The 21,433-nt window shown below is 59.6% G+C and carries 20 protein-coding genes; 10 read left to right on the forward strand and 10 right to left on the reverse strand.

All coding sequences use genetic code 11. From position 1 onward, the window contains the following. Window positions 1–56 precede the first annotated feature (56 nt). The 3 genes from tnpB to Ga0102493_RS15530 all read right to left on the reverse strand — a co-directional run bounded on the left by tnpB (window position 57) and on the right by Ga0102493_RS15530 (window position 2,934). A complete protein-coding gene (gene tnpB / locus Ga0102493_RS00350) occupies window positions 57–455 on the reverse strand; it encodes an IS66 family insertion sequence element accessory protein TnpB (RefSeq protein WP_150132376.1) in 399 nt (132 codons plus the stop codon). A gap of 2 nt (window positions 456–457) precedes the next feature. After that, window positions 458–907: an IS66-like element accessory protein TnpA gene (gene tnpA / locus Ga0102493_RS16545; RefSeq protein ID WP_034905943.1), complete on the reverse strand. Its 450-nt coding sequence runs from the start codon at window positions 905–907 to the stop codon at window positions 458–460. A gap of 359 nt (window positions 908–1,266) precedes the next feature. Then, window positions 1,267–2,934, reverse strand: coding sequence for a glycosyltransferase family 2 protein (locus tag Ga0102493_RS15530; protein ID WP_150132377.1), 1,668 nt, complete (start codon window positions 2,932–2,934; stop codon window positions 1,267–1,269). 224 nt (window positions 2,935–3,158) lie between these two features. Between Ga0102493_RS15530 and Ga0102493_RS00365 the strand changes: the two genes are divergently transcribed. Beyond that, the gene (locus Ga0102493_RS00365; protein ID WP_034905942.1) at window positions 3,159–4,304 is read left to right on the forward strand and encodes a polysaccharide biosynthesis/export family protein; all 1,146 of its coding nucleotides are present in this window, start codon (window positions 3,159–3,161) and stop codon (window positions 4,302–4,304) included. A gap of 317 nt (window positions 4,305–4,621) precedes the next feature. Here the strand turns inward: Ga0102493_RS00365 and Ga0102493_RS00370 are convergent, their stop codons facing one another. Further along, complete coding sequence (locus Ga0102493_RS00370; protein ID WP_034905939.1) at window positions 4,622–5,653, reverse strand: phytanoyl-CoA dioxygenase family protein; 1,032 nt, start codon at window positions 5,651–5,653, stop codon at window positions 4,622–4,624. Then, complete coding sequence (gene kdsA / locus Ga0102493_RS00375) at window positions 5,650–6,495, reverse strand: 3-deoxy-8-phosphooctulonate synthase (protein WP_034905937.1); 846 nt, start codon at window positions 6,493–6,495, stop codon at window positions 5,650–5,652. The genes Ga0102493_RS00370 and kdsA overlap by 4 nt, the downstream gene beginning before the upstream one ends. Before the next feature lie 198 nt (window positions 6,496–6,693). On the opposite strand from kdsA, the gene Ga0102493_RS00380 reads away from it, so the two are divergent. The 5 genes from Ga0102493_RS00380 (at window position 6,694) to Ga0102493_RS00395 (ending at window position 12,082) form a co-directional block, all read left to right on the forward strand. After that, window positions 6,694–7,677, forward strand: coding sequence for a KpsF/GutQ family sugar-phosphate isomerase (locus Ga0102493_RS00380; RefSeq protein ID WP_034905934.1), 984 nt, complete (start codon window positions 6,694–6,696; stop codon window positions 7,675–7,677). A gap of 37 nt (window positions 7,678–7,714) precedes the next feature. Continuing rightward, on the forward strand, window positions 7,715–8,533 hold the full coding sequence (locus Ga0102493_RS00385; protein ID WP_034905932.1) for a 3-deoxy-manno-octulosonate cytidylyltransferase: 819 nt from the start codon (window positions 7,715–7,717) through the stop codon (window positions 8,531–8,533). A 44-nt stretch (window positions 8,534–8,577) separates the two neighbouring features. Further along, the gene (locus Ga0102493_RS15540; RefSeq protein WP_034905930.1) at window positions 8,578–9,189 is read left to right on the forward strand and encodes a histidine phosphatase family protein; all 612 of its coding nucleotides are present in this window, start codon (window positions 8,578–8,580) and stop codon (window positions 9,187–9,189) included. Between the two features lie 92 nt (window positions 9,190–9,281). Next, entirely contained in the window at window positions 9,282–10,889 is a 1,608-nt protein-coding gene (locus tag Ga0102493_RS00390; RefSeq protein WP_236922257.1) for a capsular polysaccharide export protein, LipB/KpsS family, read from the forward strand. 77 nt (window positions 10,890–10,966) lie between these two features. Further along, window positions 10,967–12,082: a glycosyltransferase family 4 protein gene (locus Ga0102493_RS00395; protein WP_236922349.1), complete on the forward strand. Its 1,116-nt coding sequence runs from the start codon at window positions 10,967–10,969 to the stop codon at window positions 12,080–12,082. 61 nt (window positions 12,083–12,143) lie between these two features. On the opposite strand, the gene Ga0102493_RS00400 is transcribed toward Ga0102493_RS00395, so the two are convergent. Then, a complete protein-coding gene (locus tag Ga0102493_RS00400; protein WP_236922258.1) occupies window positions 12,144–12,725 on the reverse strand; it encodes a sterol desaturase family protein in 582 nt (193 codons plus the stop codon). A 104-nt stretch (window positions 12,726–12,829) separates the two neighbouring features. On the opposite strand from Ga0102493_RS00400, the gene Ga0102493_RS15545 reads away from it, so the two are divergent. Beyond that, on the forward strand, window positions 12,830–13,678 hold the full coding sequence (locus tag Ga0102493_RS15545) for an SDR family NAD(P)-dependent oxidoreductase (protein WP_236922259.1): 849 nt from the start codon (window positions 12,830–12,832) through the stop codon (window positions 13,676–13,678). A gap of 3 nt (window positions 13,679–13,681) precedes the next feature. Here the strand turns inward: Ga0102493_RS15545 and Ga0102493_RS00410 are convergent, their stop codons facing one another. Then, window positions 13,682–15,184, reverse strand: a complete 1,503-nt coding sequence (locus Ga0102493_RS00410) for an LTA synthase family protein (protein ID WP_034905922.1) — start codon at window positions 15,182–15,184, stop codon at window positions 13,682–13,684. 232 nt (window positions 15,185–15,416) lie between these two features. Between Ga0102493_RS00410 and Ga0102493_RS00415 the strand changes: the two genes are divergently transcribed. After that, window positions 15,417–16,670, forward strand: coding sequence for a capsule biosynthesis protein (locus Ga0102493_RS00415; RefSeq protein ID WP_174544548.1), 1,254 nt, complete (start codon window positions 15,417–15,419; stop codon window positions 16,668–16,670). Between the two features lie 80 nt (window positions 16,671–16,750). Here Ga0102493_RS00415 and fabI read toward each other — a convergent pair whose 3' ends face one another. The 3 genes from fabI to Ga0102493_RS00430 are packed head-to-tail and all read right to left on the reverse strand — an operon-like array spanning window position 16,751 to window position 19,624. After that, window positions 16,751–17,575, reverse strand: a complete 825-nt coding sequence (fabI, locus tag Ga0102493_RS00420) for an enoyl-ACP reductase FabI (protein WP_034905919.1) — start codon at window positions 17,573–17,575, stop codon at window positions 16,751–16,753. 5 nt (window positions 17,576–17,580) lie between these two features. After that, a complete protein-coding gene (locus Ga0102493_RS00425) occupies window positions 17,581–18,615 on the reverse strand; it encodes a YihY/virulence factor BrkB family protein (protein ID WP_051698363.1) in 1,035 nt (344 codons plus the stop codon). 4 nt (window positions 18,616–18,619) lie between these two features. Further along, entirely contained in the window at window positions 18,620–19,624 is a 1,005-nt protein-coding gene (locus Ga0102493_RS00430) for a DnaJ C-terminal domain-containing protein (protein ID WP_034905917.1), read from the reverse strand. A gap of 269 nt (window positions 19,625–19,893) precedes the next feature. Between Ga0102493_RS00430 and pdxH the strand changes: the two genes are divergently transcribed. Together pdxH and Ga0102493_RS00440 are read left to right on the forward strand one after the other, a co-directional pair. Next, a complete protein-coding gene (gene pdxH, locus Ga0102493_RS00435) occupies window positions 19,894–20,571 on the forward strand; it encodes a pyridoxamine 5'-phosphate oxidase (protein WP_081845754.1) in 678 nt (225 codons plus the stop codon). A 10-nt stretch (window positions 20,572–20,581) separates the two neighbouring features. Next, window positions 20,582–21,418, forward strand: a complete 837-nt coding sequence (locus Ga0102493_RS00440; protein ID WP_034905914.1) for a PhzF family phenazine biosynthesis protein — start codon at window positions 20,582–20,584, stop codon at window positions 21,416–21,418. Window positions 21,419–21,433 lie beyond the last annotated feature (15 nt).

Raw genomic sequence — 21,433 nt, forward strand, 5'->3', positions numbered from 1 at the left:
CGATCATCTCGGCAGCCCAGCAAAGGGCGCCCCGGTGTGGGGGAACCGGCTACGGGCTACGCCCTGCGCCGGTTCCCCCACACCGGATTCTCATCTTGATTGTCGCGCTTTCTCATCCTGATTGTCGCGCGACAGCCATGGACGCGGCGCCAGTCCAGACCCTCGAGCAAAGCACCCAGTTGGGCAGGGGTCAGCCGCATCACGCCCTCTTGGATCCGGGGCCACTTGAACGCGCCTTGCTCCAGCTTCTTGGCCATTAGGCACAGGCCTGTTCCATCCCACCAGATGAGCTTGATCCTATCAGCGCGCTTGGCGCGGAACACATAGATCACGCCGGAATAGGGCTTGCCGCCATACTCGGCCGCCACCAACGCCGCGAGCGAGTCCGCTCCTTTGCGAAAATCCACCGGACGGGTTGCCACCATCACCTTTGCGCCGGGTGCAGGGCCAATCATCGTTATGCTCGAAGGGCGGTGATTACTGCGGTGATCGTATCAGCATCAGCACTGCTGCCGATCCTGACCAGCGCGCCGCCGATCTCCAGCTCGATCGCCGCGGGCTCGGCCCGCCGACGGCGACGTGATCTGACAGGGTCAGGCGCAGGCTCCGGCGTATCGTCGGGCGCGATCACCGCCGGCACGAATGCGGGAGCCTGCCGGGATGCCACAGGCAGTGCGATGCCGCGCTCCTCCATCTGCTTGCGCATCAGGCGGCGCCAGGTAAAGAGCTGAGATACCGAGACGCTGTGACGGCGCGCCACTGCGCTCACGCTCTCTCTGCCCGAGTAGCTCTCCGCAACGATCGAGGCCTTGACCTCCGGCGGCCAGTCCCGGCGCTTGCCAACGCCGGTGAAGACCTCGAAACGCTGAACACCGCTAGTGCCAGCATCATCACATGACATCGTCATAGCACCAACGCCCCTCAACAATCAGGGAGCGGAAACTCGGCGCTTCCTATCAACCGCGCAAGGTGGGAACGGGACATCGCTTACAAATTACCGACTCGCATTCCAGCTGTTCGTAGGCTTGGGGATCGATGGCAAGGTGGTCGATTCCACCGCAGTAAGGCTGCTACGCCAGTGCTTTCAGAGCATTATTTGACCGAGCCAAGAGGGAGGCGAGCGCGCCTTCTTATTCGGATTGCGAGTGAGCTGGCCCGCAAGACTACCGCTTCCTTTAGCGTGTCCCGCTGCACCGTCCCTCATCAGGGCTCTGTGGCCGCGCGCGTGCTCTCAAGAACAGCGGTTCTTTGAGACACGCCAAAAACTCATACGACGTAATTTTCCTGCGAACGATCAAGCCTGGGGTGATGCCATGGATCGACGACGCGTTTTGCATCCCAGCGGTCCTGGAATGCGGCCAATTCGCGCATGTAACGCTCGAAGTGCTCCGGCGCGAAATCCATTCCGCGCGATTTGCTCTCATGATGGATAAGCGTAGCTCGCGGCGTGAAGATGTTATTGAGACCGGCAGCCCTTAGCTTGAGGCACAAGTCTACATCATTGTACGCCACTGCGAGTTTCTGCTCGTCTAGTCCGCCCACGCCGTAGAAGTGCTGCCGCGCAACAAGCAGGCATGCTGCCGTAACTGCGCTTGCGCCTCGCGTTATATGTGCTTGAGCAAAATAGCCCGGCTCACCTTCTGCAAGGCCTCGATGCGCATGGCCCGCAGCATTCCCAATCCCTACCGCTACCCCGGCATGTTGAATCGAGCGATCAGGATACAGAAGTCGCGCTCCAACCGCTCCAATGCCAGGCTGGACCGCCTCTCGCACCATTGCGCTAAGCCAATCTGTCTCGATCACCTCTATGTCATTGTTTAGAAGGCAGACATATTCGCCGCTGGTCTCACCTACAGCGAAATTGTTTATTGCTGAGTAATTGAAAGCGTGTGGCCAACGGACAACTTTGACGCGCGGATCGGCAGAGACCTCATCCATATAAGAAAGTGCTTCGGGATCCACACTGTCATTGTCGGCTATGATAAGATCGAAATTGGGATAGTCGGTGTCACAGAGTACGCCATCGACGCAGGTGCGCAGCAACTCGACACGATCGCGAGTAGCGACGACTATGCTGACGCTGGGCGCAGGGTCGGGCAGTGGATAATGAACTTCTACCGTTCCAAACGGGCCCGAAGAAACCGTCGCTTTCTCGCCCAGCACTTGCCGGACAGCTTCAACTCGCTGTTCGCCGTTTTCGCACCAAGCCATCGCTTCAGTTTTGGCGACTATACGGGTTACATGCCGAATAGCAGGGGACGGATCTCGCGTCGCCAATCGAAGAACGAGCTCGTAGAGAGTTGCTAATGCGGTGGGCTCGTGCTCCCCGAAGACCTCAAGTGCGGCTTCGGCACCAAGGGCGCAACCCGCGCTGACATAATCCTGTGAGAGGATCATGCGGGAATCCCACTCCGGTTTGAGCCACAGCTGTTTCTTGCTCAACTGTCCAGTTGGCGATTCCTCATCACCATAGAGCAGGACGAGGTCGTTGGGGCCCGGCTCACTCAGGAGATGCGCAACATAGGATGCAAGAGCGTGACGCGGTAAAGGCATGGCGGCGTCAACAGGAATTACCCACTGCGCCCTGAGCGCCATCGCCGCCTCTAAAGCACCACGAAGGCCCTCCATTCGGTCCGAAAACACCCCGGAAACCATGGTAACCTGATCCCAGTCTGGGCCGTCAGGCTCCGCGCTACCCTCCTCCCGCGTAACAAGGACAGCTACTGGAGCATGGCTTTGTCGCACTAAGGAGCAGATTACCTTTTGGATGCGCCTTAGATCATCATCATGAGCACAATGCAGATGTAAACCGAACCTAGGTAATTCGCGGGACTTCTGCGCCTCCTTGATCACCCGCAAGTCCGCTTTGCCCGCCAGCTGAACCCAGCGCTCGTGCGCAAACGGCAAGGCAGCAATTGCAGTTTCGAGTTTCAAGCGGGCGCGCAGTTTCTTCCCAATCAGCCTCCACCAGCCAATCGCGACCAAGCGGTCGGGACGGCAAAGCAGCAGAAGGAGGAGATCACGGACGCGGTGCTCGGATATGCGGCGCACTTTGGGAGCGTTGTGCCTGATGGTTGAAATCTGCTGCAATGGGTAGGCCTGACACCGCTTCTCGTCTAGGGGAGCACCCCTTAGGCAAATTTGGCAAGAATTCACCCATGAATCTCAGAATTGTATTCGGGACGCTAGCGCTTTGCTTGTTGAGCGCCTGCGCAACGCTACCGTCGAGTGGACCCACCGGTGATCAAATTGAAGATACCGCGAGCGAGGTCAACGACGACGGACTCGATATCAAGATCGTGCCTGTTGAAACACCCGAGGCGATCCCGCCCGCTTTGCCGCCTGAGCAATGGCAATTGCCTAACGCCGAAGCGTCGCCCACGGACCAAATCACTGCGGGTGACGTCCTTTCGATCACCATCTTCGAAGCTGGCGTCGCGCTCTTTTCTGGCGATGCGCCAGCGGCGGTCGCTCCAGGCGGGGGGTTCGATCCCTCGGTTCGGTCGCAGACCCTGCCTCCGCGCAGGGTTGATGACTACGGCTTCATTGATGTCCCCTATGCCGGCCGAGTGCCGGTTGATGGAAGCACAGTCGCGGAGGTCGAGGCAACAATTCGGGACCGGCTGCGCGGGCTTTCGCAGGACCCGCAAGTGCTGGTCAGCCGAGAGCAGATCATCGGGAACTCGGTGATTGTTGGCGGGGAAGTCGCGAATCCCGGGCGTCTGGTCTTGCATACCAACCGGGAGAGCTTCTCGGACATCGTCGCCTTGTCGGGGGGCTATCGCGGAGAAATGCGAAACCTTGTTCTGCAGGTCGAACGCGGTGATCAGGTCGCCCGTTTGCGGCTTGCTGATGTCATGTCTGGTCCATACAGCCGCCTTCGCGCCGCACCTGGTGACCGGCTGACGGTCATATCCGATCCCATGACGTTCTCGGTTCTCGGCGCATCAGGCCGAGTGCAGCAAATGCCTTTCAACCGCGAGCGCATGAGCGTGGTCGAGGCAATCGCCATGGCAGGCGGCCCAAGTGACAACACCGGAGATCCACAGGCTGTATTCCTGTTCCGCTATGCTGGCGACGAGGGCACAGAGCCGACCGTCTACCATTTCAACATGATGGAGGCGCCAACCTTCTTCCTCGCGCAGCGCTTCATGCTCCGCGACAAGGATGTTCTCTATTTTGGCAACTCTGCCTCCAATCAACCGCGCAAACTCATCCAGACGATTGGCCAGCTTTTCTCGCCAATCGTGACCGCTACCGCGCTCACGAACAACATCGGTGGCGGTAACGGCGGCAGCAACTGAGACGAGCGACACTTTGGGAATCGGCTTGATCGAGCATGTCCTTATCGCTCTCACACTTCAGTGCGCGGTAGGTCTTGCAACAAGAAACTGGTGGGCGGGCGGGCTTGCCTCATGCAGCTATTTCGTCGGAAGGGAATTGGCACAAGCCGAATATCGCTGGATCGAGCGGTTTGGCGGAGGGGAGCGTGCAAATGCACCTTGGTGGGCTGCATTTGATTGGCGGGCATGGACTTCTGTTGATCAGGTTGTCGACATCGCAGGACCGATCATAGCTTGTACCATGTTGTGGCTCGCTGTGCGACGGAAGCCAAGCCGCCCTAGTCGTCGATAGCGCGTCGTCTTCCCACGGATTGCCATGGCTGACCCATCTGTCTCTCAAGGCGATCACGCAGGGACCATAGCCACCCAACACGGCGCTCTGCGATGCCCGGAAGGCTGAGCAAGTCTCCACCGAGCCAAGGGAGAAACGGATTGCGCCGAGCATAGGACCATAACTCGACTCTCTCGCCCTTGCATTGAGCCGAACCGCGTGCATGAAATCCGCTGGTGTCAGCGACCACGAGGGTATTCGCGGGCACTGATATTTTTTCTGCCGCGCCGAGATCCATGGCAATCAGTGCGTTTTCATCGACCCTCGGCGAACCGCGCGCGGACAGCCGATCGATCGACCTTGGATCGACCAGGCTCCGCTCGTACTCCCATTTGAGGCGCGCCTCGCTGAAGCGATGCGAACCTGGGACGTAGGTGAAAGGGCCATCAGCCTCGGTCACCGGCTTTAGAAAAAGCCACGATTTCATGGAGGCATGGAAGGTATCGGCGTGCAGCGTTTCCTGTGGGTCAGGAGCCTCTCCGCCGCAGCTGCTCACGATAGTTTGCACGTAGTGGAGCGGGGTAGTGCGATAGCTCGCCACGTAATGGAACAAGGCGTTAATATCAGATCGTCCGAGGAAGCGCTTTAGCTCCGGTATTTCCGCAAGCATCTCCCCGTCGATCGCAATCCGGCGAGTAATGGCATCACCCTGACGCATCTCCCGGGCCGGCCATTCCTGAGATAGGATTGCATCTCGCAAACCTTCAAAGTCTTCCGAAGGAACCGCATTTTCGATTACAACGAAGCCATCCCGCTCAAACGCGTCGCGCCATTCATGCGGGACTTTGGCGGCAAGTCTCTTGCGACGCCATCTGCACATCCGTTCGGCGATCCGGACCCGCGACTGGTGCAAGCCGAGCGCATTTAATCGCCGTGAACCGATGATCGGGTTATCTATGAAGCTCTTAGTGCCGCTCGCGAGTTGGAGCGTCCATATCGGTGTTTGAAGAGCGGTCTTGAGCCTTCGCAGCCAAGTCATCTTCGGGCGCGCGGGGCAGCTTTGGTGATTTCGTCAATCGCAAGTAATTGCGCCACGAGAGGCTCGAATTGGTCGAGCGGCAAGGCGTTCGGGCCGTCCGACAAAGCTGAGGCAGGGTCGGGGTGCGTTTCCATGAATACTCCGGCGACCCCTGCCGCGACGGCTGCTCGTGCGAGTAGCGGCACATATTCGCTTTGACCGCCCGAGCGAGATCCAAGGCCGCCAGGTTGTTGAACCGAATGAGTCGCATCGAACACGACCGGGCACCCGGTCTCGGCCATTATCGAAAGGCTGCGCATGTCGGATACCAGCGTGTTGTAGCCGAAAGACGTTCCCCGTTCGCATAGAAGGAAATTGTCGGGCGAGTGCCCCTTGTCAGTGGCTGCTTGCCGAGCCTTGGCGACAACGTTTTGCATGTCCGCAGGGGCCATGAATTGCGCCTTCTTGATGTTTACCGGCTTTCCCGTTGCCGCCACTGCACAAATGAAGTCCGTTTGCCGCGCAAGAAACGCTGGCGTTTGCAGCACATCGACTACCTCTGCCACCGGGACTGCCTGAGATGGTTCATGGACATCGGTCAGGACCGGCAGCCCCGTCTCCGTGCGGACTTTTTCAAGTATGGTTAACCCTTCCTCAAGGCCCGGTCCCCGATAAGAGTTGCCAGAGGTCCGGTTGGCCTTGTCGAACGAGCTTTTGAATATCAGCAATATGCCGAGCCGCTCCGCAATCTCAGCAAGAGTTTCAGCCACGCGTAGTGAATGCGCTTCGCTTTCGATCACGCAGGGGCCCGCAATGATGAACAAGGGGCGACCGGGGATGATTTCGTGATCACAGAGCATCATCGCGAGGATATTCCGAGCAGCAGCATGGAGAGACGCTTGTGAAGATTTCAACGGTTTACCGCAAGGGGGCTCAACTTCGCCCCTAATATCCCGCATTTGCTTCGGGCGGAGCTTGACATGTGGCCGTTGAGCGCCAGAGCAAGCCTTCCGCGGTGAACTATGTTTGTGATCTAAGTTGGTGTCGCATTGTCTACGATTATGAAAAACACTCCGATCCATAGCTTCCTGTCTTCCGCCGAGAAGACTGTAGACATTGAAATTGCGGGTCTGGAGGAGCTCAAGCGGGCATTTTCGGAGACCGAGCTCGGCGATGCTTTTGAAGAAGCGGTGGAGCTTTTTTCGTCTGCCCAAGGTCGGATCATCCTGACGGGCATCGGGAAGAGCGGGCATATCGCTCGCAAGGTCGCTGCGACGCTCGTTTCTACCGGCACCTCGGCAATGTACTTGCATCCGGGTGAGGCCAGCCATGGCGATCTTGGTTCGATCGGTGCTGGCGACGTAGTCTTTGCAATTACCTGGTCGGGTACGACGAGTGAACTTGGCGACATCGTGAATTTCTGCGGGCTCAACGCGCATCCGCTTGTTGTCGCAACAGCCTTTCCCGAGAGGTGGATCGGGAGGGCTGCCGACATATGCCTCGTGCTTCCCAAGGTGCGCGAAGCATGTCCCAATGAGCTTGCGCCGACTTCTTCAACGACAATGCAGATGGTGCTCGGCGATGCGATTGCGGTGGCTTTGATCGAAGCTCGCGGTTTCTCGCCTTGTAATTTCAGCGCCTACCATCCTGGCGGACTCCTGGGAGCGCGTCTTGCGACTCTTGAGAAGGTGATGGGCACTGGTGAGGCGATTCCCAAGGTGTCTGTCGATGCTTCACTGCGTGAAGCTACGGTCGAAATGAGCCGCAAGCGGTACGGTTGCACGGCAGTGGTTCGCGCGGACGGTAAGCTAGCGGGAGCATTCACCGACGGGGACCTGCGTCGCTGCATCACGGCGTACGATCTCGATGAATCGATCGCCGAACACATGTCGTTGCATCCAGTGACCGCTAATGCCCAGATGATGTCGACAGATGCCTTGGTGCTCATGAATGAGAACGCGGTTTCGGTCCTGTTCGTTACTGAAGCGGACAAGCTCGTGGGGATCGTGCACATGCATGATCTCGTCCAGCTAGGGATCGCTTGATACGCGCCGATAACTTGCGCTGCGAAAACGGTTTGGCATGAGCGCGTCCGGGAAAGATCTGATCGTAATCCCGGCGCGGTACGGCTCTACTCGCTTGCCCGGCAAGCCGCTCCGTCAACTTGCTGGGCGGACATTGCTTGAGCGCGTTATCGCAAACGCACGTCTCGCCGCCCAATCGGTCGAACACTGCGACGTTATCGTTGCAACCGACGACAAGCGCATCGCTGAACACGCAGAAACTATCGGGGTCGCCGCAGTCATCACCCCGATCGAGATCGATTCGGGCAGCGCCCGAGCACATGCCGCAGCATGTGCGCGAGAATCCCAGCCCCAGCTTGTCATCAACCTCCAAGGCGATGCGCCGTTCATAACGCATCATACGATCGCTGCCTTGGTAACGGCTTTGCGTGATGGTGATGCGCAAGTTGCCACTCCGGTCTTCCAGCTCGATTGGGATCGCCTCGACCGATTGCGTTCCCATAAGCAGTCGAACCCATTCAGTGGGACAACCTGCGTTCGCGATAGGTCGGGGCATGCGCTTTGGTTCTCGAAGCAAATCCTGCCAGCCTTGCGCGGCGAGGACGCGCTGCGACGCGAACCCTGGGCGCCAGTGTGGCAGCATCTCGGCCTTTATGCATATACCCTCGCGGCGCTCGATTGGTTCGTGGCCAACCCAGCAGGCGTCTACGAAATCCTTGAGGGATTGGAGCAATTGCGCTTCCTCGAAAATGGCTGGAAAATTGCTACGATCCCTGTCCCAGCACCAGAGTACGCCCTTTCCGGCATCGATACCGAAGGTGACCTTGCTCTTGCAGAACAGGCGATCGAAAGGCTTGGCGACCCATTTCCAACCTAACTCGAGCATTTGCCGACGTGCTGGCTGTCGCTAGAGACGCAGGCATGTTCATCGTCGCTCGCCATGGCAACACCTTTGAGGCCGGCACCGCGCCGCGCAGGATCGGTGCGCGAACCGATCTTCCACTTACCGAATCAGGGCAGGGCCAAGCTAACGCTTTGGGCGAGCTTTTTGCTCGAAAGGACATTAATTTCAGAAGGGTGCTGTCTGGACCGCTTCTCCGTACACGCCAGACGGCAAAGGCAATTCTTGCCCGCCAAAGCTCGCCGCCAGAGCTGGAATTGAACGATTTCCTAGCAGAGGTGGATTACGGTCCCGATGAGAACAAGCCTGAAGAGGAGGTCATAGCTCGTATTGGCGCAGCTGCGATTTCCGCGTGGGATGAACGAGCTGCTGTGCCTCTCGGCTGGAGCGTCGAGCCCAGTCAGCGGATCGCTGCATGGCGTTCCTTTTTCTTCTCCGAACAATTCTCTCAAGGCCCAATTTTGCTCGTTACAAGCAATGGCGCAGCGCGCTTTGCGCTCTTGGCTGATCCGGCGTTAGCCGAAGCGGCTTCGAAACTCGGATCTCTCAAGCTTCCCACCGGCGGATACGGAATCATCGAGCGGGGTACCCATGGCGGACTGACGCTGACAGCTTGGGGCGACAGGCCTTGAGCGGCGAAGATCAAGTGCTCCCGAAAGCCTTGTTGCGTCCTCCTCCCTTACCAGGCCTCGCAGTGAGGTCTGATGGTAGCAAGCCACCGGCGGTGACCGGCGAACTTCCCGATGCGGCTGCCCGTAAACGGCTTTTCACTGCCTTGCGTGATGCACGGGTCGGCGGAGCATTCTGGGGTGCGCCTGCTCATCCGACCGCCACCCCGGAAGCCCAGTCAGCGGGAATCGTGATCCGTACGAATAGCCCTGAGGAAGGCGCAGCGCTTCGCGTCGACTATTCCAGGAAGTCCAGTCTCGTATTTGTCCGGCAGGATGATGATGGCGACGTCGACCCGTGGTCGATCCTTCCGGAGTCAGGGAAACTAGTGGCACATGGCGACGATGAATGGGTCGCGCTCGCTACCGTAATCGGTAAGCCGGTACAGGTACTGTCACCTGGCGGATTCGGGGCACCGGAAGATGGCATGGAGCAACTCGCTAATCGTGCTTTGTCAGCGCTTTGCAAGCCTATGCGCGACCCCTTTAGCGAAGGCTGGCTGTCGCCTGAGGCGGCGATCGCCCTGCTTGCCGACTGGAGAAGGGTGATAGACCATAACCGCGGCGCGAAAGGGGAGCGTTTGGTCGCCGCCTGTGGGATCAGCTGGTGGAAGCGGCGAGAGATCAATAACTTCCTATGGTCCCCAGGTGCGAAACTGCGCATCTTTAGAAGCGCCTCGCGCGCGCTCTCCGCAGCGCGCGCCGAAGATGGCGCGCTTGCCGTTTGGCCCTCCCGCATTTCGCCCGATCTGATCTCAAAGGCCAAAAAACGGGGCGTTAAACTGGTGCGCGTTGAAGACGGGTTTGTTCGTTCCGTTGGTTTGGGGACCAATCTTGTTCCGCCTCTGTCGGTAATCGTCGATCGCAGAGGAATCCATTTCGATCCTTCGGAGCCCAGTGACCTCGAACATATCCTTGCGAATGAGACTTTCACCTCATCTTTGATCGAGCGCGCAGCAAGGCTGCGCGAGACGATCGTCGCGAACGGTATCAGCAAATATTCTCGGGCATTGGACCGCCAACCAAGTTTGACCAGGCGCGCTCGAGAGCGCCGCGTTGTGCTGGTTCCTGGCCAGGTCGAGGATGACATGTCGGTCCTGGCGGGAGGAGGCGGCATCACCTCGAACCTCGAACTCTTGCGACGGGTCCGCGTGCTAGAAATCGACTCCGAAATCTGGTGGAGGCCGCACCCAGACGTCGACGCAGGTCACCGGAAAGGCTTCGTTCCAGATAGCGACGCGCTCCGCCATGCCGACCGCATCGTGCGCGACGAGAGCATGGCCGAACTACTGGAAGCCGTCGATGGGGTTCACGTACTCACTTCACTCGCAGGCTTTGAAGCTCTCTTGCGTGGCCGGGATGTGACCTGTCACGGCACTCCATTCTACGCGGGCTGGGGCCTGACGCGCGATCTTGGCACTGTGCCCAATCGGCGGGGGCGACCTTTGTCGCTCGACGAGTTGGTGGCGGGCGTACTCGTACTTTATCCGCGCTATCTGGACCCTGTCACCGGATTGCCCTGCCCGCCCGAAATACTGGTACAACGAATGGCACGCGGCGAGACGCCCAACCGACTGGCATGGATAGAGCCGATCCGGCGCGCTCAAGGTCGATTCATGTCCCAGCTGGCTCCGAGTAGAAGAAAGCGTAACGACATAAGATGACGCGGGTTGTGCTTGATATCTCGAGGCTCATTTCCCGGGTTCGTCATGCCCGCCCATCGGGCGTGGATCGAGTGGAAATGGCCTACGCGCGGGGACTCGCAAATCGCTATGGGTGCGACCTTGCCTTCTGCGCTGTGCACCCCACGGGTTGGTACGGGCGTCTGCGCCGCGAAGTTGCCGAAGCCTATCTCGATGAGCTCGAGCGCCGCTGGGCAGATCCCGAAGGGGCATCCGGACAGCGCTCGTTAGCTTCTGTCTTGCCATGGATGCGCCGCCTTTTGCCGACTCGCAAGGGCATGAGAACAAGCGACGTGCTGGTGCAAGTCTCGCCGCATCATCTCGATAGATCTGAGTTGATGCGCCATATCCTGAATGCCGAGCAGGTCAGGTTTGTCTGTATGGTGCACGACTTGATCCCCATCGAATACCCTGAATATGCGCGTCCAGGCGGCGCATCCCAGCATGAAGCGCGCATGGCTAACGTTATCGAATTGGCCGACGCGGTCATCACCAACTCCCGGTCGACAGCTACATCGCTGAAGCGCTGGTCCGACGCTAGCAATCGATCCTGCCCATCCGTCCACGTGGCTTTATTGGGAACTGCCCCAGTCTCTCGAGCTTCAGAGCATGGACGTACAGATGACAAGCCCTACTTCGTCTGCCTTGGCACGATTGAGCCACGCAAAAATCATCTGCTGCTCCTGCATCTCTGGCGCGACATGGCGCAATCCTTGCCAGCCGACTCAATCCCGCGATTGATGATAATCGGGCGTCGCGGTTGGGAGAATGAGCAGATCCTCGATCTCTTAGATCGATCATCGGTCCTGCGCCCATTTATGCAGGAAGTGAGCAGCTGCGCAGATAGTGAGCTAGCAGCGCTCATCCGGGGATCGAAAGGTTTGCTCATGCCCTCGTTTGCAGAGGGATATGGCATGCCAATCGCCGAGGCGCTCTCGGCGGGTATTCCAGTAATAGCCAGCGACATTGCTGCTCATCGGGAGGTAGGCCAATCAGCTCCCGACTATCTTGATCCGTTAGATGGGCTTGCCTGGAAAAAGAGCATCCTTGACTACGCTAACGATGGCCCACTTCGCCGGGCTCAATTGGATCGCCTTTGCCAATGGGTCGCACCTGATTGGGAAAGCCACATGGATATCGCATCCAAAGTCATCGACGACATCTGGCGCCAGTAGCCAGAAGAGCAGGTACACTTTTACGTGTTCCTAACCGGGCAGCCTGACTTTCCCGCCTCGATTATTCCGCAGGATGAACTTCTTCATACTGGGCAGATTTCCGGGTTTCTCGCCGTGCTCCCGCAGCAAGACGGGTGTCGAAGATCCAGTCCCAGAAGATTGCTGTAACGGCATAGTTGCCGCCGCCAGAAATGAAATGATGGCGCATGTGATGACGCTTTATAACCCTGCCAATACGCCCACGCATTGGATAATGATGACAGGCATAATGCGTCAAATCGTAAAGGACGTATCCACTCATGAAACCAAGCATCATCCATGCGCTGCTGACGCCGACAACTGCATAGAGCAAAACCCAGATCAGTAATCCTACGACCACGCTGACAACTGGAGGCATGAGATTGCGGAGCTTGTCGTTCGGCTCTTCGTGGTGGTTGCCGTGGATCACGAAGATGAGCCTTCGCGCCGCCTGTGCTCTCGGAGCGCAGTGAAAAAGCCAGCGATGGGCGGAATATTCAAAAAGGCTCCATCCGAGCCAACCGGCAAAAACCAAGCCAATAGCTGCAAAGATTGGGGCCGTATCCCAAGCCGCAATTGCAATGGCTGGAAGCAACAGGGCCCAGATCGCGATGAACCATCTCACCGGTATGACCGTAAGCTTCTCTAGCCACCTGTTCTCGAATAGAACGAGACGGCGATCTTCTGAAATTGGACCCTTCATCGCGACGGACCCGATAGAAAAGACAATTGCTTGTCAAGCGGCAACGCGTGCAACTGAGCGGGAAACAGGATCAGATTGGATACAGAGTCGCACATGGTCAGTTCTCTAATCAACTTATCATGAATCAATCGATAATTCTTACCGGAGCCTCCGGTGCGCTGGGACGCGGGCTTGCCATGCATCACGCTTCGCCGGGAGTATCTTTATGCCTGTGGGGCCGCAATCCTGAGAGGCTCTCAGACACCTGCGAAGCAGTACGAGCCGTGGGCGCTGAAGCGCAACCGATCATTCATGATCTGAGCAAGGCTGAGGCGGCAATCCTGAAGTTGCTCGACCAGGATCGGGTACGGCCATTTGATATCGCTTACCTGGTAGCTGGCCTCGGAGACACTCGCCCGCCAGGCGAAAAGGCTGAGGACCCCATGCAGGTGCTGCGGCTTGCCGAGGTGAACTTCGCTGCGCCTGCAGCGATGGCCGCGGCTCTTGCGGGCAGGATGGCGGAAAGAGGGCGCGGCAGGATAGTTCTCATCGGCTCTGCAGCCGGGCATCACTCGTTACCTTTTGCCGCTGCATATTCAGGATCCAAGGCAGGGCTGGCTCGCTTCGCTGATGCGCTCCGCCTCTCAGTCGAACCTTATGGCGTCAGTGTAACACTTGCGGCGCCAGGCTTTATCAAAACGCCCGCTGGCAGCTCGATCAATAGCAATCGCCCGATGGAAATAACTGTCGAAGAAGCCGTGAGGCGTATTGTTCGCGCGGCCGAACAGCGGAGGGCTCACTACATAACGCCTTGGCCTTTCGCAGCTCTCAAAAGCTTCGATGCACTGTTGCCGAATTGGCTGAGGGATCGTATTTTGACGGGGCTTCAGAAATGAAGTTTAATCACGTACAATAGTCGAGCCTTGGGTTAGTTCGACTATCGCATGGTGTAATTGTGCTGGCGTCAGGTCCAGGCACGCGTTTGGTTGACCTGTTATCCGGCCTTGCGCGTCAAATTGAATCATGACGAAAGGCGTGTGGCGGGGACCTCCGGGCTCGCTTGCCCCGGGGATGCTCGGGCGGTGGTCTCCGAAGAAGGCGAGCAATGCCGGCTGACCCAAGCTTGCCACACCTTCGCGTAATCGACCGAGCATTGAGTCTCCAGCTTTTACCAGTCGATTGTAGTTCGCGATCATCTGCTGAGGGTCCGCGCCGCCGTGGCGAGCCCAGGGGCCGTGGTTCTCCATCGTTACGGCATAGATGAACGTTGGAGCCTCGGCTGCGCGCGCAATTTCAATGATCTTCTCGGCGACGGCCGCATCCTTCACATAGCGGCCAGGCCCGGAAGGAGGCGCTTCAAAATGGTTTTCCCCCACCAGATCCGTGAACCCTGCCTTGGGCAGAAGCGTGTGGCGGTTGTAAAAGCGCATGTCGTGCGGATGTACGAATACGCTGCGCCATCCGTTCATTCTCAATTTGTTCGGTATCGCGTGGTCGACGTCGTCGATCGCCGTGAGGTAGGGGTCATACATGCGAAAACCCAATTCTTCTTCACCGCGACCAAACAATACGCCGTATTCAGTCCGCATGGTGTAAGCGCCAAAGCCGCTTGCGAGCAGGTTACCCCAAATCAATCCATCCCGCCTCGACCGCCCTAGATGCACAAGCGCATCGGCATTGCCGCCAAAAAGTTCGACTGGGTCTGCAAAAGACTCGCACTGGACCACAATGATGATCCGTGCCTGCTCTGCCCTAGCAAGTGGAATGCCCTCAGGTAACGCTCCGGCACCTAAGCGTTTTTCAGATACGGCCTTCTCAACGCGCCACCGCAGCCAGTACAGCAGGATAATGGGTAAGAGCCCGAACTCACAGGTATCTTTCTCGACGGCAGGTCGAGTGGCAAGATTGGAAAAAGGCCTCAGCCGCAAGCTCAATAACAATATGGCGAAAGCGCTCAGGGCTAACGTCAAGCCGGCAACACCCATGATCAAGCTTGGTACGAAAAACCAGTATAGGACTGCCGCCAAAGCAGCCAGAGCAATCAGCCCGAGCCCTTTTTGCCAAATGGTCAATACCGAGAAATAGAATTGCGGATGGCGGAAAATGGCGCCGATAAGGGCCAAATCCGAGAAAAGTAGTGGCTCTCCCAGCATGCGGTACTTCGCGTTCGAAGCTGAGACCAATAACACGTGGAGAGCCAGCGAGAGGATCAGGGCGAGATAGGGATTGCCGCTGGCCGCCAGCAAAATGCCGAAAATCGAGGCCGAAATTAAGCTGAGAAGCCAGATCGCGGGAGCTCGGCGCAGAGCCAACCCCGATTTCGATGGCGTTGGACGAGCGTATCGGTCGGCGCACACGGCGCCAGCCAAACTGAGCGTTAGCGTCAGGAGGATCTCGATCATTCTCAGTTCAGGGTGTTAATGGTGATCATCTCGCATTAATCGCCTCCATCGCATGGGTCGAACTTTGACGGAAGGGCGGGCAAAACGGCCAGTCGAGATTTGACTTTATTGAGCGATGGGTAGAGTCACAATTCAGCTCAAAAGCCAGGGAAAAATCGTGGTATCGCGAAGCAAACAGGATTTCGATGCCAATATACAGGCTGCGAAGACTAATGAGGGTGAAGTTCACTTTATGGCGCGCCAGAGTTTTGACGCATCGGGCGCCACTCGTCCATCGCGAAGAGTTCTCTTGCTTCAAGGATTGATGGGCCCATTGTTTCGCCGGCTCGGTGAAGAATTGGCCCAGTCGGGCCACGAAGTGTTCAAATTCAACTTCAACGGCGGAGATCGCTTTTATTGGCGCTTGCCTGGCGGCATGGACTACCGTGGATCACTCGAAGAATGGCCTGACACCTTGCGGGCCGTGATTCGTGAGAAAAAGATCTCTGACGTCGTCCTTTTTGGCGACTGCAGGCCGCATCATCTGGCGGCCACGAAAGTATGTGAAGACCTTCAGGTTCCAGTGCATGTCTTCGAAGAGGGTTATATTCGACCCGATTGGGTCACACTTGAGCTGGGAGGAGTAAATGGGCACTCGCGTCTGCCACGGGACCCAGATTGGTATCGCCGCGTAGCCAGCACCTTGCCGCCAGTGCCTGAACACAAACAAGTGAAATCCTCTTTCCGGCGAAGAGCACTTGAAGGTCTCGCGTACAACTGCGCCGACATTCTCACGCGCTGGAATTATCCTCACTGGGCCAATCATCGCCCATGGCATCCCTTGATCGAGGGGTTCGGATGGGCGCATAAGTTGGCGCGCGGTAAGCGTCGACGCAAGAATTCTGAACAGTTGGTAGAGCGGTTGCTTGCTGGTGAGACGCCGTACTATCTGTTTCCTTTGCAACTCGCATCAGACTCGCAGATCCGTCTTCACTCGCCATTCGCGAGCATGACTGACGCGCTGATGCTTGTGCTAAAATCCTTTGCTGCACACGCTCCTGCTGACACGCGACTGGTTGTCAAAGAACATCCCCTCGATAATGGAGTTTGCGATTGGAACGAGGAAACCCGCACCATTGCAACCATGCTGGGTGTCGAAGACCGAGTTGATTACATGGCGTGGGGCGACATCGTCCCGGTCGCGCGGGCTGCGCGAGGAATGATAACCATAAACAGCACCAGCGGGACGCTGGCGCTAGACATGGAGGTTCCGGTGGTCGCGCTCGGCCAATGCGTTTTTGATATCCCCGGCATAACTTTTCAGGGCGAGCTTGATTTCTTCTGGACACAAGCTTCTCCGCCGGATCGTGAGCTATTCAACGCATTCCGCCGCGTTTTGATAGAGCGCTGCCTAATCCCTGGAGGTTTTTTCTCCGAAGAAGCGCTCGACAAGGTGGTGCAGCATGCAGTTGCGCGTCTTGAAGGGAGGCAAATGCTTCCCGACTAGCGGTTCGACGCCCCTCCGCTTGGCACAATCTGATTTCGCAAAATACATTCGCGCAATTCGAAAAGTGCGCGATTTTGTTCTTAGCTTAGCGCGATATCGGGTGCATCTTCCTGCTTCATGCCGACGACGTGATAGCCGCCGTCGACATGGTGCACCTCGCCGGTCACGCCCGATGCAAGGTCGGACAGGAAATAGAGCCCGGCGCCGCCGACATCCTCGATCGTGACGTTGCGGCGGAGCGGCGCGTTCAGCTCGTTCCACTTCAGGATATACCGGAAATCGCCGATCCCACTCGCCGCCAGCGTCTTGATCGGCCCGGCGCTGATCGCGTTGACGCGAATGCCGACGGGACCGAGATCGTTGGCGAGATACTGGACGCTCGTTTCGAGCGCCGCCTTGGCGACGCCCATGACATTGTAATGCGGCACGACCTTCTCGGCCCCGTAATAGGTCAGCGTGAGGATGCTGCCGCCGCCGCTCCCATCCTCGGCCTTGGGCGGCATCATCTCGGCGGCGCGCTTGGTCACGGCGACCAGCGAATAGGCCGAGATGTTCATCGTCATCAAGAAGTTGTCGAGGCTGGTGTCGACATATTTGCCGCGCAGCTCGCTCTTGTCGGAAAAGCCGATCGCGTGGACCACGAAATCGAGCGTGTCCCAGCGCTCCTTCAGCGTATCGAACGCCCGATCGAGCGATTCCATGTCGGCGACGTCGCATTCGAAGGTGAAATCGCTGCCGAGCTTTTCGGCCAGGGGCCTGACGCGCTTGGCCAGCGCCTCGCCCTGATAGGAAAAGGCGAGCTCGGCCCCGTGTTCGGCGAGCTTGCTCGCAATCCCCCAGGCCAGCGACTTGTCGTTGGCGAGGCCCATGATCAGCCCGCGCTTGCCCCGCATCAGATCGCCCATGCTTGTTACTCCTCCGTCTGCGTATTGTCGGCGCTGTCGTTGGCCAATTCGTCCCCGGCCGTTTCCGGCTCGGCCAGCGCCGCGTTCAGTTCCGCCCCGATAACCAGCCCGAGCCCGACGAGCCAGAAAAAGAACAGCGCGATGATAATACCGGCGAGGCTGCCATAGGTGAGATTGTAGGCGAAGAAGCTCGACAGGATCGGTGGCAGAGCGGTCGTCACTCCGAGCCACCACGCCGCCGTGAACAGCGCGCCCGGCCATTTGGGATAGGCTTTCGAGCGATATTCATGCGGGGTCAGGCTGTAGAACAGCATGTAGAGCGACAGCGCCAGCCCCAGCGCCGGCACGATCCGCGACAGCCGCAGCGTTCCGATCAATTGCGAGAGTTGCGGCAGGCTCGCGTCGATCACCGCCTGCGCGGTGCCGATCACGACCTGTGCGAAGAGCGAGATCAGGAGCAGCACCACCGCGGCGAGGATGATCCCGGCGGAAAGCAGGCGGTACTTCCAGAAGGCATGAATTGCCTTCGTCCCATAGGCGCGGCGCAGGATGTCGCGGATCGTCTCGACCAGGCTGGAGACGGTCCACAGCGCGACCGCCGCGCCCAGCCACAGCAGCCATCCCGATCGCGCCTCGACGATATTGGCGGCGACCGGCTCGATCGTGTCTGATACGGTCGGCGGAAGCGTGACCAGCACGGCTGCGATCATCTGCGAGGTCCGTTCCGCCCCGCCGACCAGCTGGAACACCGCGGCCCCGATGATGAAGAAGGGAAAGATCGCTAGCATCGAGAGATAAGCGAGGTTGCCGGCATGGATGAAGCCGTCCTGGTACGTGCCGACCATGGTTCGCTTGAACACTTCGAAGGCACGGGTGCCAGGGCCCATCCGGCGCACGAGCACGCTGCGCAGCCCTGCGCGGCTTTCGTCGCGTTCGTCGCGGGCTGACTGGCGGCGCGCCTCGGGCGACAGCGAGCGGACTTCGCGGTCCTGCGCCGGGGGGAGCTTCGAGGAGCGCAGAGGGGAGGCCCGCTCCGCCATCCGATCAGAGGCCGAATTTCTCGCGCGGCCTCGACGTGTCGGCCCAGCCGTCGAGCCGCTTCTCGAGCTCGGACAGATCTTCGGGCAGCTGGATCTCGAGCGTCACCAGCTGATCGCCGCGCGCAGGCTCGCTTCCAACCTTTTCGCCCTTCTTCGTCCACCCCTTGCCCTTGAGCCGCATGACGGTGCCGCCATGGGTCCCCTGCTGGATCGTGAGCATCACAGGGCCGTCGACGGTCGGGCACTTGACCTTTCCGCCGCGTACCGCCTCGCCCAGCGTGATCGGCAGGTCCATGCGGATATTGTCGCCTTCGCGGCGGAAGAAGGGGTGCGGGCCGACTTCGACCGTGACGATCCCGTCGCCGTCGCCTCCGGGCCCGGAATGCCCCTTGCCCTTGAGGCGCATCTGCGTGCCGGTCTCGACCCCGGCGGGAAGCTTGAGGCTGATCGCCTTGCCATCGGCCAACGTGATGCGCTGGTCGCGGCCCGATGCCGCATCTGTGAACGGGACGGCGAGGCGGTAGTGGATGTCGGCCCCGCGCCTGGGCGGGGGAGGGGGCGGGCGCTGGCCGAAACCGCGCGGGCTCGCTCCGGCTCCGGCCGAACGCGAACGGCCGCCGCCGAACAGGCCTTCGAACAGGTCGCTGAGATCGAGGTCCTCGGCGCCCATGCCGCCGCCCATCCCTGCTGGGCCCTGATCGCGATAGGCCCCGCGCGGACCTGCGGCACCGTAGCCGCCGCGATAGCCGCGCCCGCCGCCACCCATTCCGGCAAAGGGGTTCAACGGGTTGCCCTCCGCATCGATCTCTCCTCGGTCGAAGCGCGCCCGCTTGTCCTTGTCGGACAGCAGGTCATAGGCCTTGGTCACGTCCGAGAACTTCTCCGCCGCCTGCGGATTGTCCTTGTTGCGATCGGGATGAAGCTCCTTGGCGAGCTTGCGATAGGCGCTCTTTATCTCCTTCTCGGAGGCAGTGCGCTCCACGCCAAGGGTGCGATAGGGATCGGCCATGGCGTGTTAGCTAGGTGCAACAGTCGAAGCGCGCAAGCTTGCGCGCGTTGCAAGCTGCGGATGACGAGGGCCGCGCCGCATGGCCGCGGCCGTCGTCCCTTTCGCTGCGCCCTGCCCGGGCCTATGGAGCGCAATCGCATCGATTTCGGCGGAAAAGGTTGGCCCTTGCCTTCGCGGAACCCCTTCAGGCACCGGGGATTTGTGTTCCGGAGGGTCGGATGACATGCAACCCCCTCGCTTCCATTCCCATCGCCCTGCGGAGCCGTTTCATGACTTCACCTGATGCCCTCGATGACAGCCAGCTCGCCGACAGCGAGATCCCGGCAGGGGCCGATCCCTTCGCCCTGTTCGCCCAGTGGCTGGCCGAGGCGCAGGAAAGCGAGATCAACGATCCCAACGCCATGGCGCTCGCCACCGCAACGCCCGACGGAGCGCCCTCGGTGCGGATGGTGCTGCTCAAGGGACATGGGGCCGAGGAAGGCAACGATTACGGCGTGATCGGCGGCGGCTTCACCTTCTTCACCAATGCCGGCAGCCGCAAGGGCGGGGAAATCCGGGCCAACATGCAGGCGAGCCTGCTGTTCCACTGGAAAAGCCTGCGCCGGCAGGTCCGCATCGACGGCCCGCTTCACGAAGTCTCCCCTGAACGCGCGGACGCCTATTTCCATTCGCGCCCCTACAAGAGCCAGGTCGGATCCGCCGCGAGCGATCAGTCGCGCCCTCTCGACACGCGCCAGAACTATATCGACCGGGTCAAGGCGATCTGGAAAGAGCACGAGGAAGCGGGCAAGGTCCCGCGCCCGGGCGAATGGACCGGCTTTACCCTGTCGCCCCGACGGATCGAATTCTGGCGCGACCGCGACAACCGCCTCCACGACCGCCGCCTTTTCACCCTCACCGGCGCCGGCGACGCGCTCGGCTGGAGTGACACGCTCCTTTATCCGTAAGGCCCGATACATGACTGAGACGATTCCTTACTGGCATGTCGATGCCTTCGCCGCGAAGCCCTTCGGCGGGAACCAGGCCGCCGTGATGGTGCTCGACGAATGGTTGCCCGACGAGACGCTGCAGCGGATCGGTGAGGAGAACAATTTCGCCGAGACCGCCTTTATCGTGCGCGATGAAAGCGGCGAGGCGGACTGGGAGCTTCGCTGGTTCACCCCCACCGACGAGGTCGCCCTGTGTGGTCATGCGACTCTGGCGAGCGGGCATGTGGTCCTGTCCGACCCCGAGCGCTTCGGCGAGGAACGCCGCGTCACCTTCCGGACTCGCAAGGCGGGCATTCTCGAAGTCGTGAAGGCAGATAGCGGCGAGGGATACGAACTCGCGCTTCCTGTCACCCTGGTCGAACGCGCATCGCACCCTGACCTTCTCGCCGCGATCGGGTTTCGCGGGGAAGTGTTCATCTCCTGGTACGGCGCCGAGCAGACCGCGATCATCGCGATGCAATCCGAGGCCGAGATTCGCGGCCTGACGCCCGACATGGCGGCGCTTCGCGGGATCGACCTCATGGCGATTTGCACCGCGCCCGCCGATGAAGGCAGCGATCACGACATCGTCAGCCGGGTCTTCGTGCCCGCCTGGGGCGTCGACGAGGACAGCGTGACCGGCAGCGCCCACGCCGCGCTCGCGCCGTTCTGGGCCGAGCGGCTGGGCCGGCGCGAAATGCGTGCCCACCAGGCCTCGATGCGCGGCGGCGATCTCACCATGCGCCTCGAAGGCGAAGGAAAGGACCAGCGTGCCTGGCTCGGCGGGCCGTGCGTGACGGTCGTCGAAGGGGAGTTCAGGCTTTAGGGACGAGCGGTAGAG

It is taken from the genome of Erythrobacter litoralis (genome assembly GCF_001719165.1).
Taxonomy (GTDB): Bacteria; Pseudomonadota; Alphaproteobacteria; order Sphingomonadales; family Sphingomonadaceae; genus Erythrobacter; species Erythrobacter litoralis.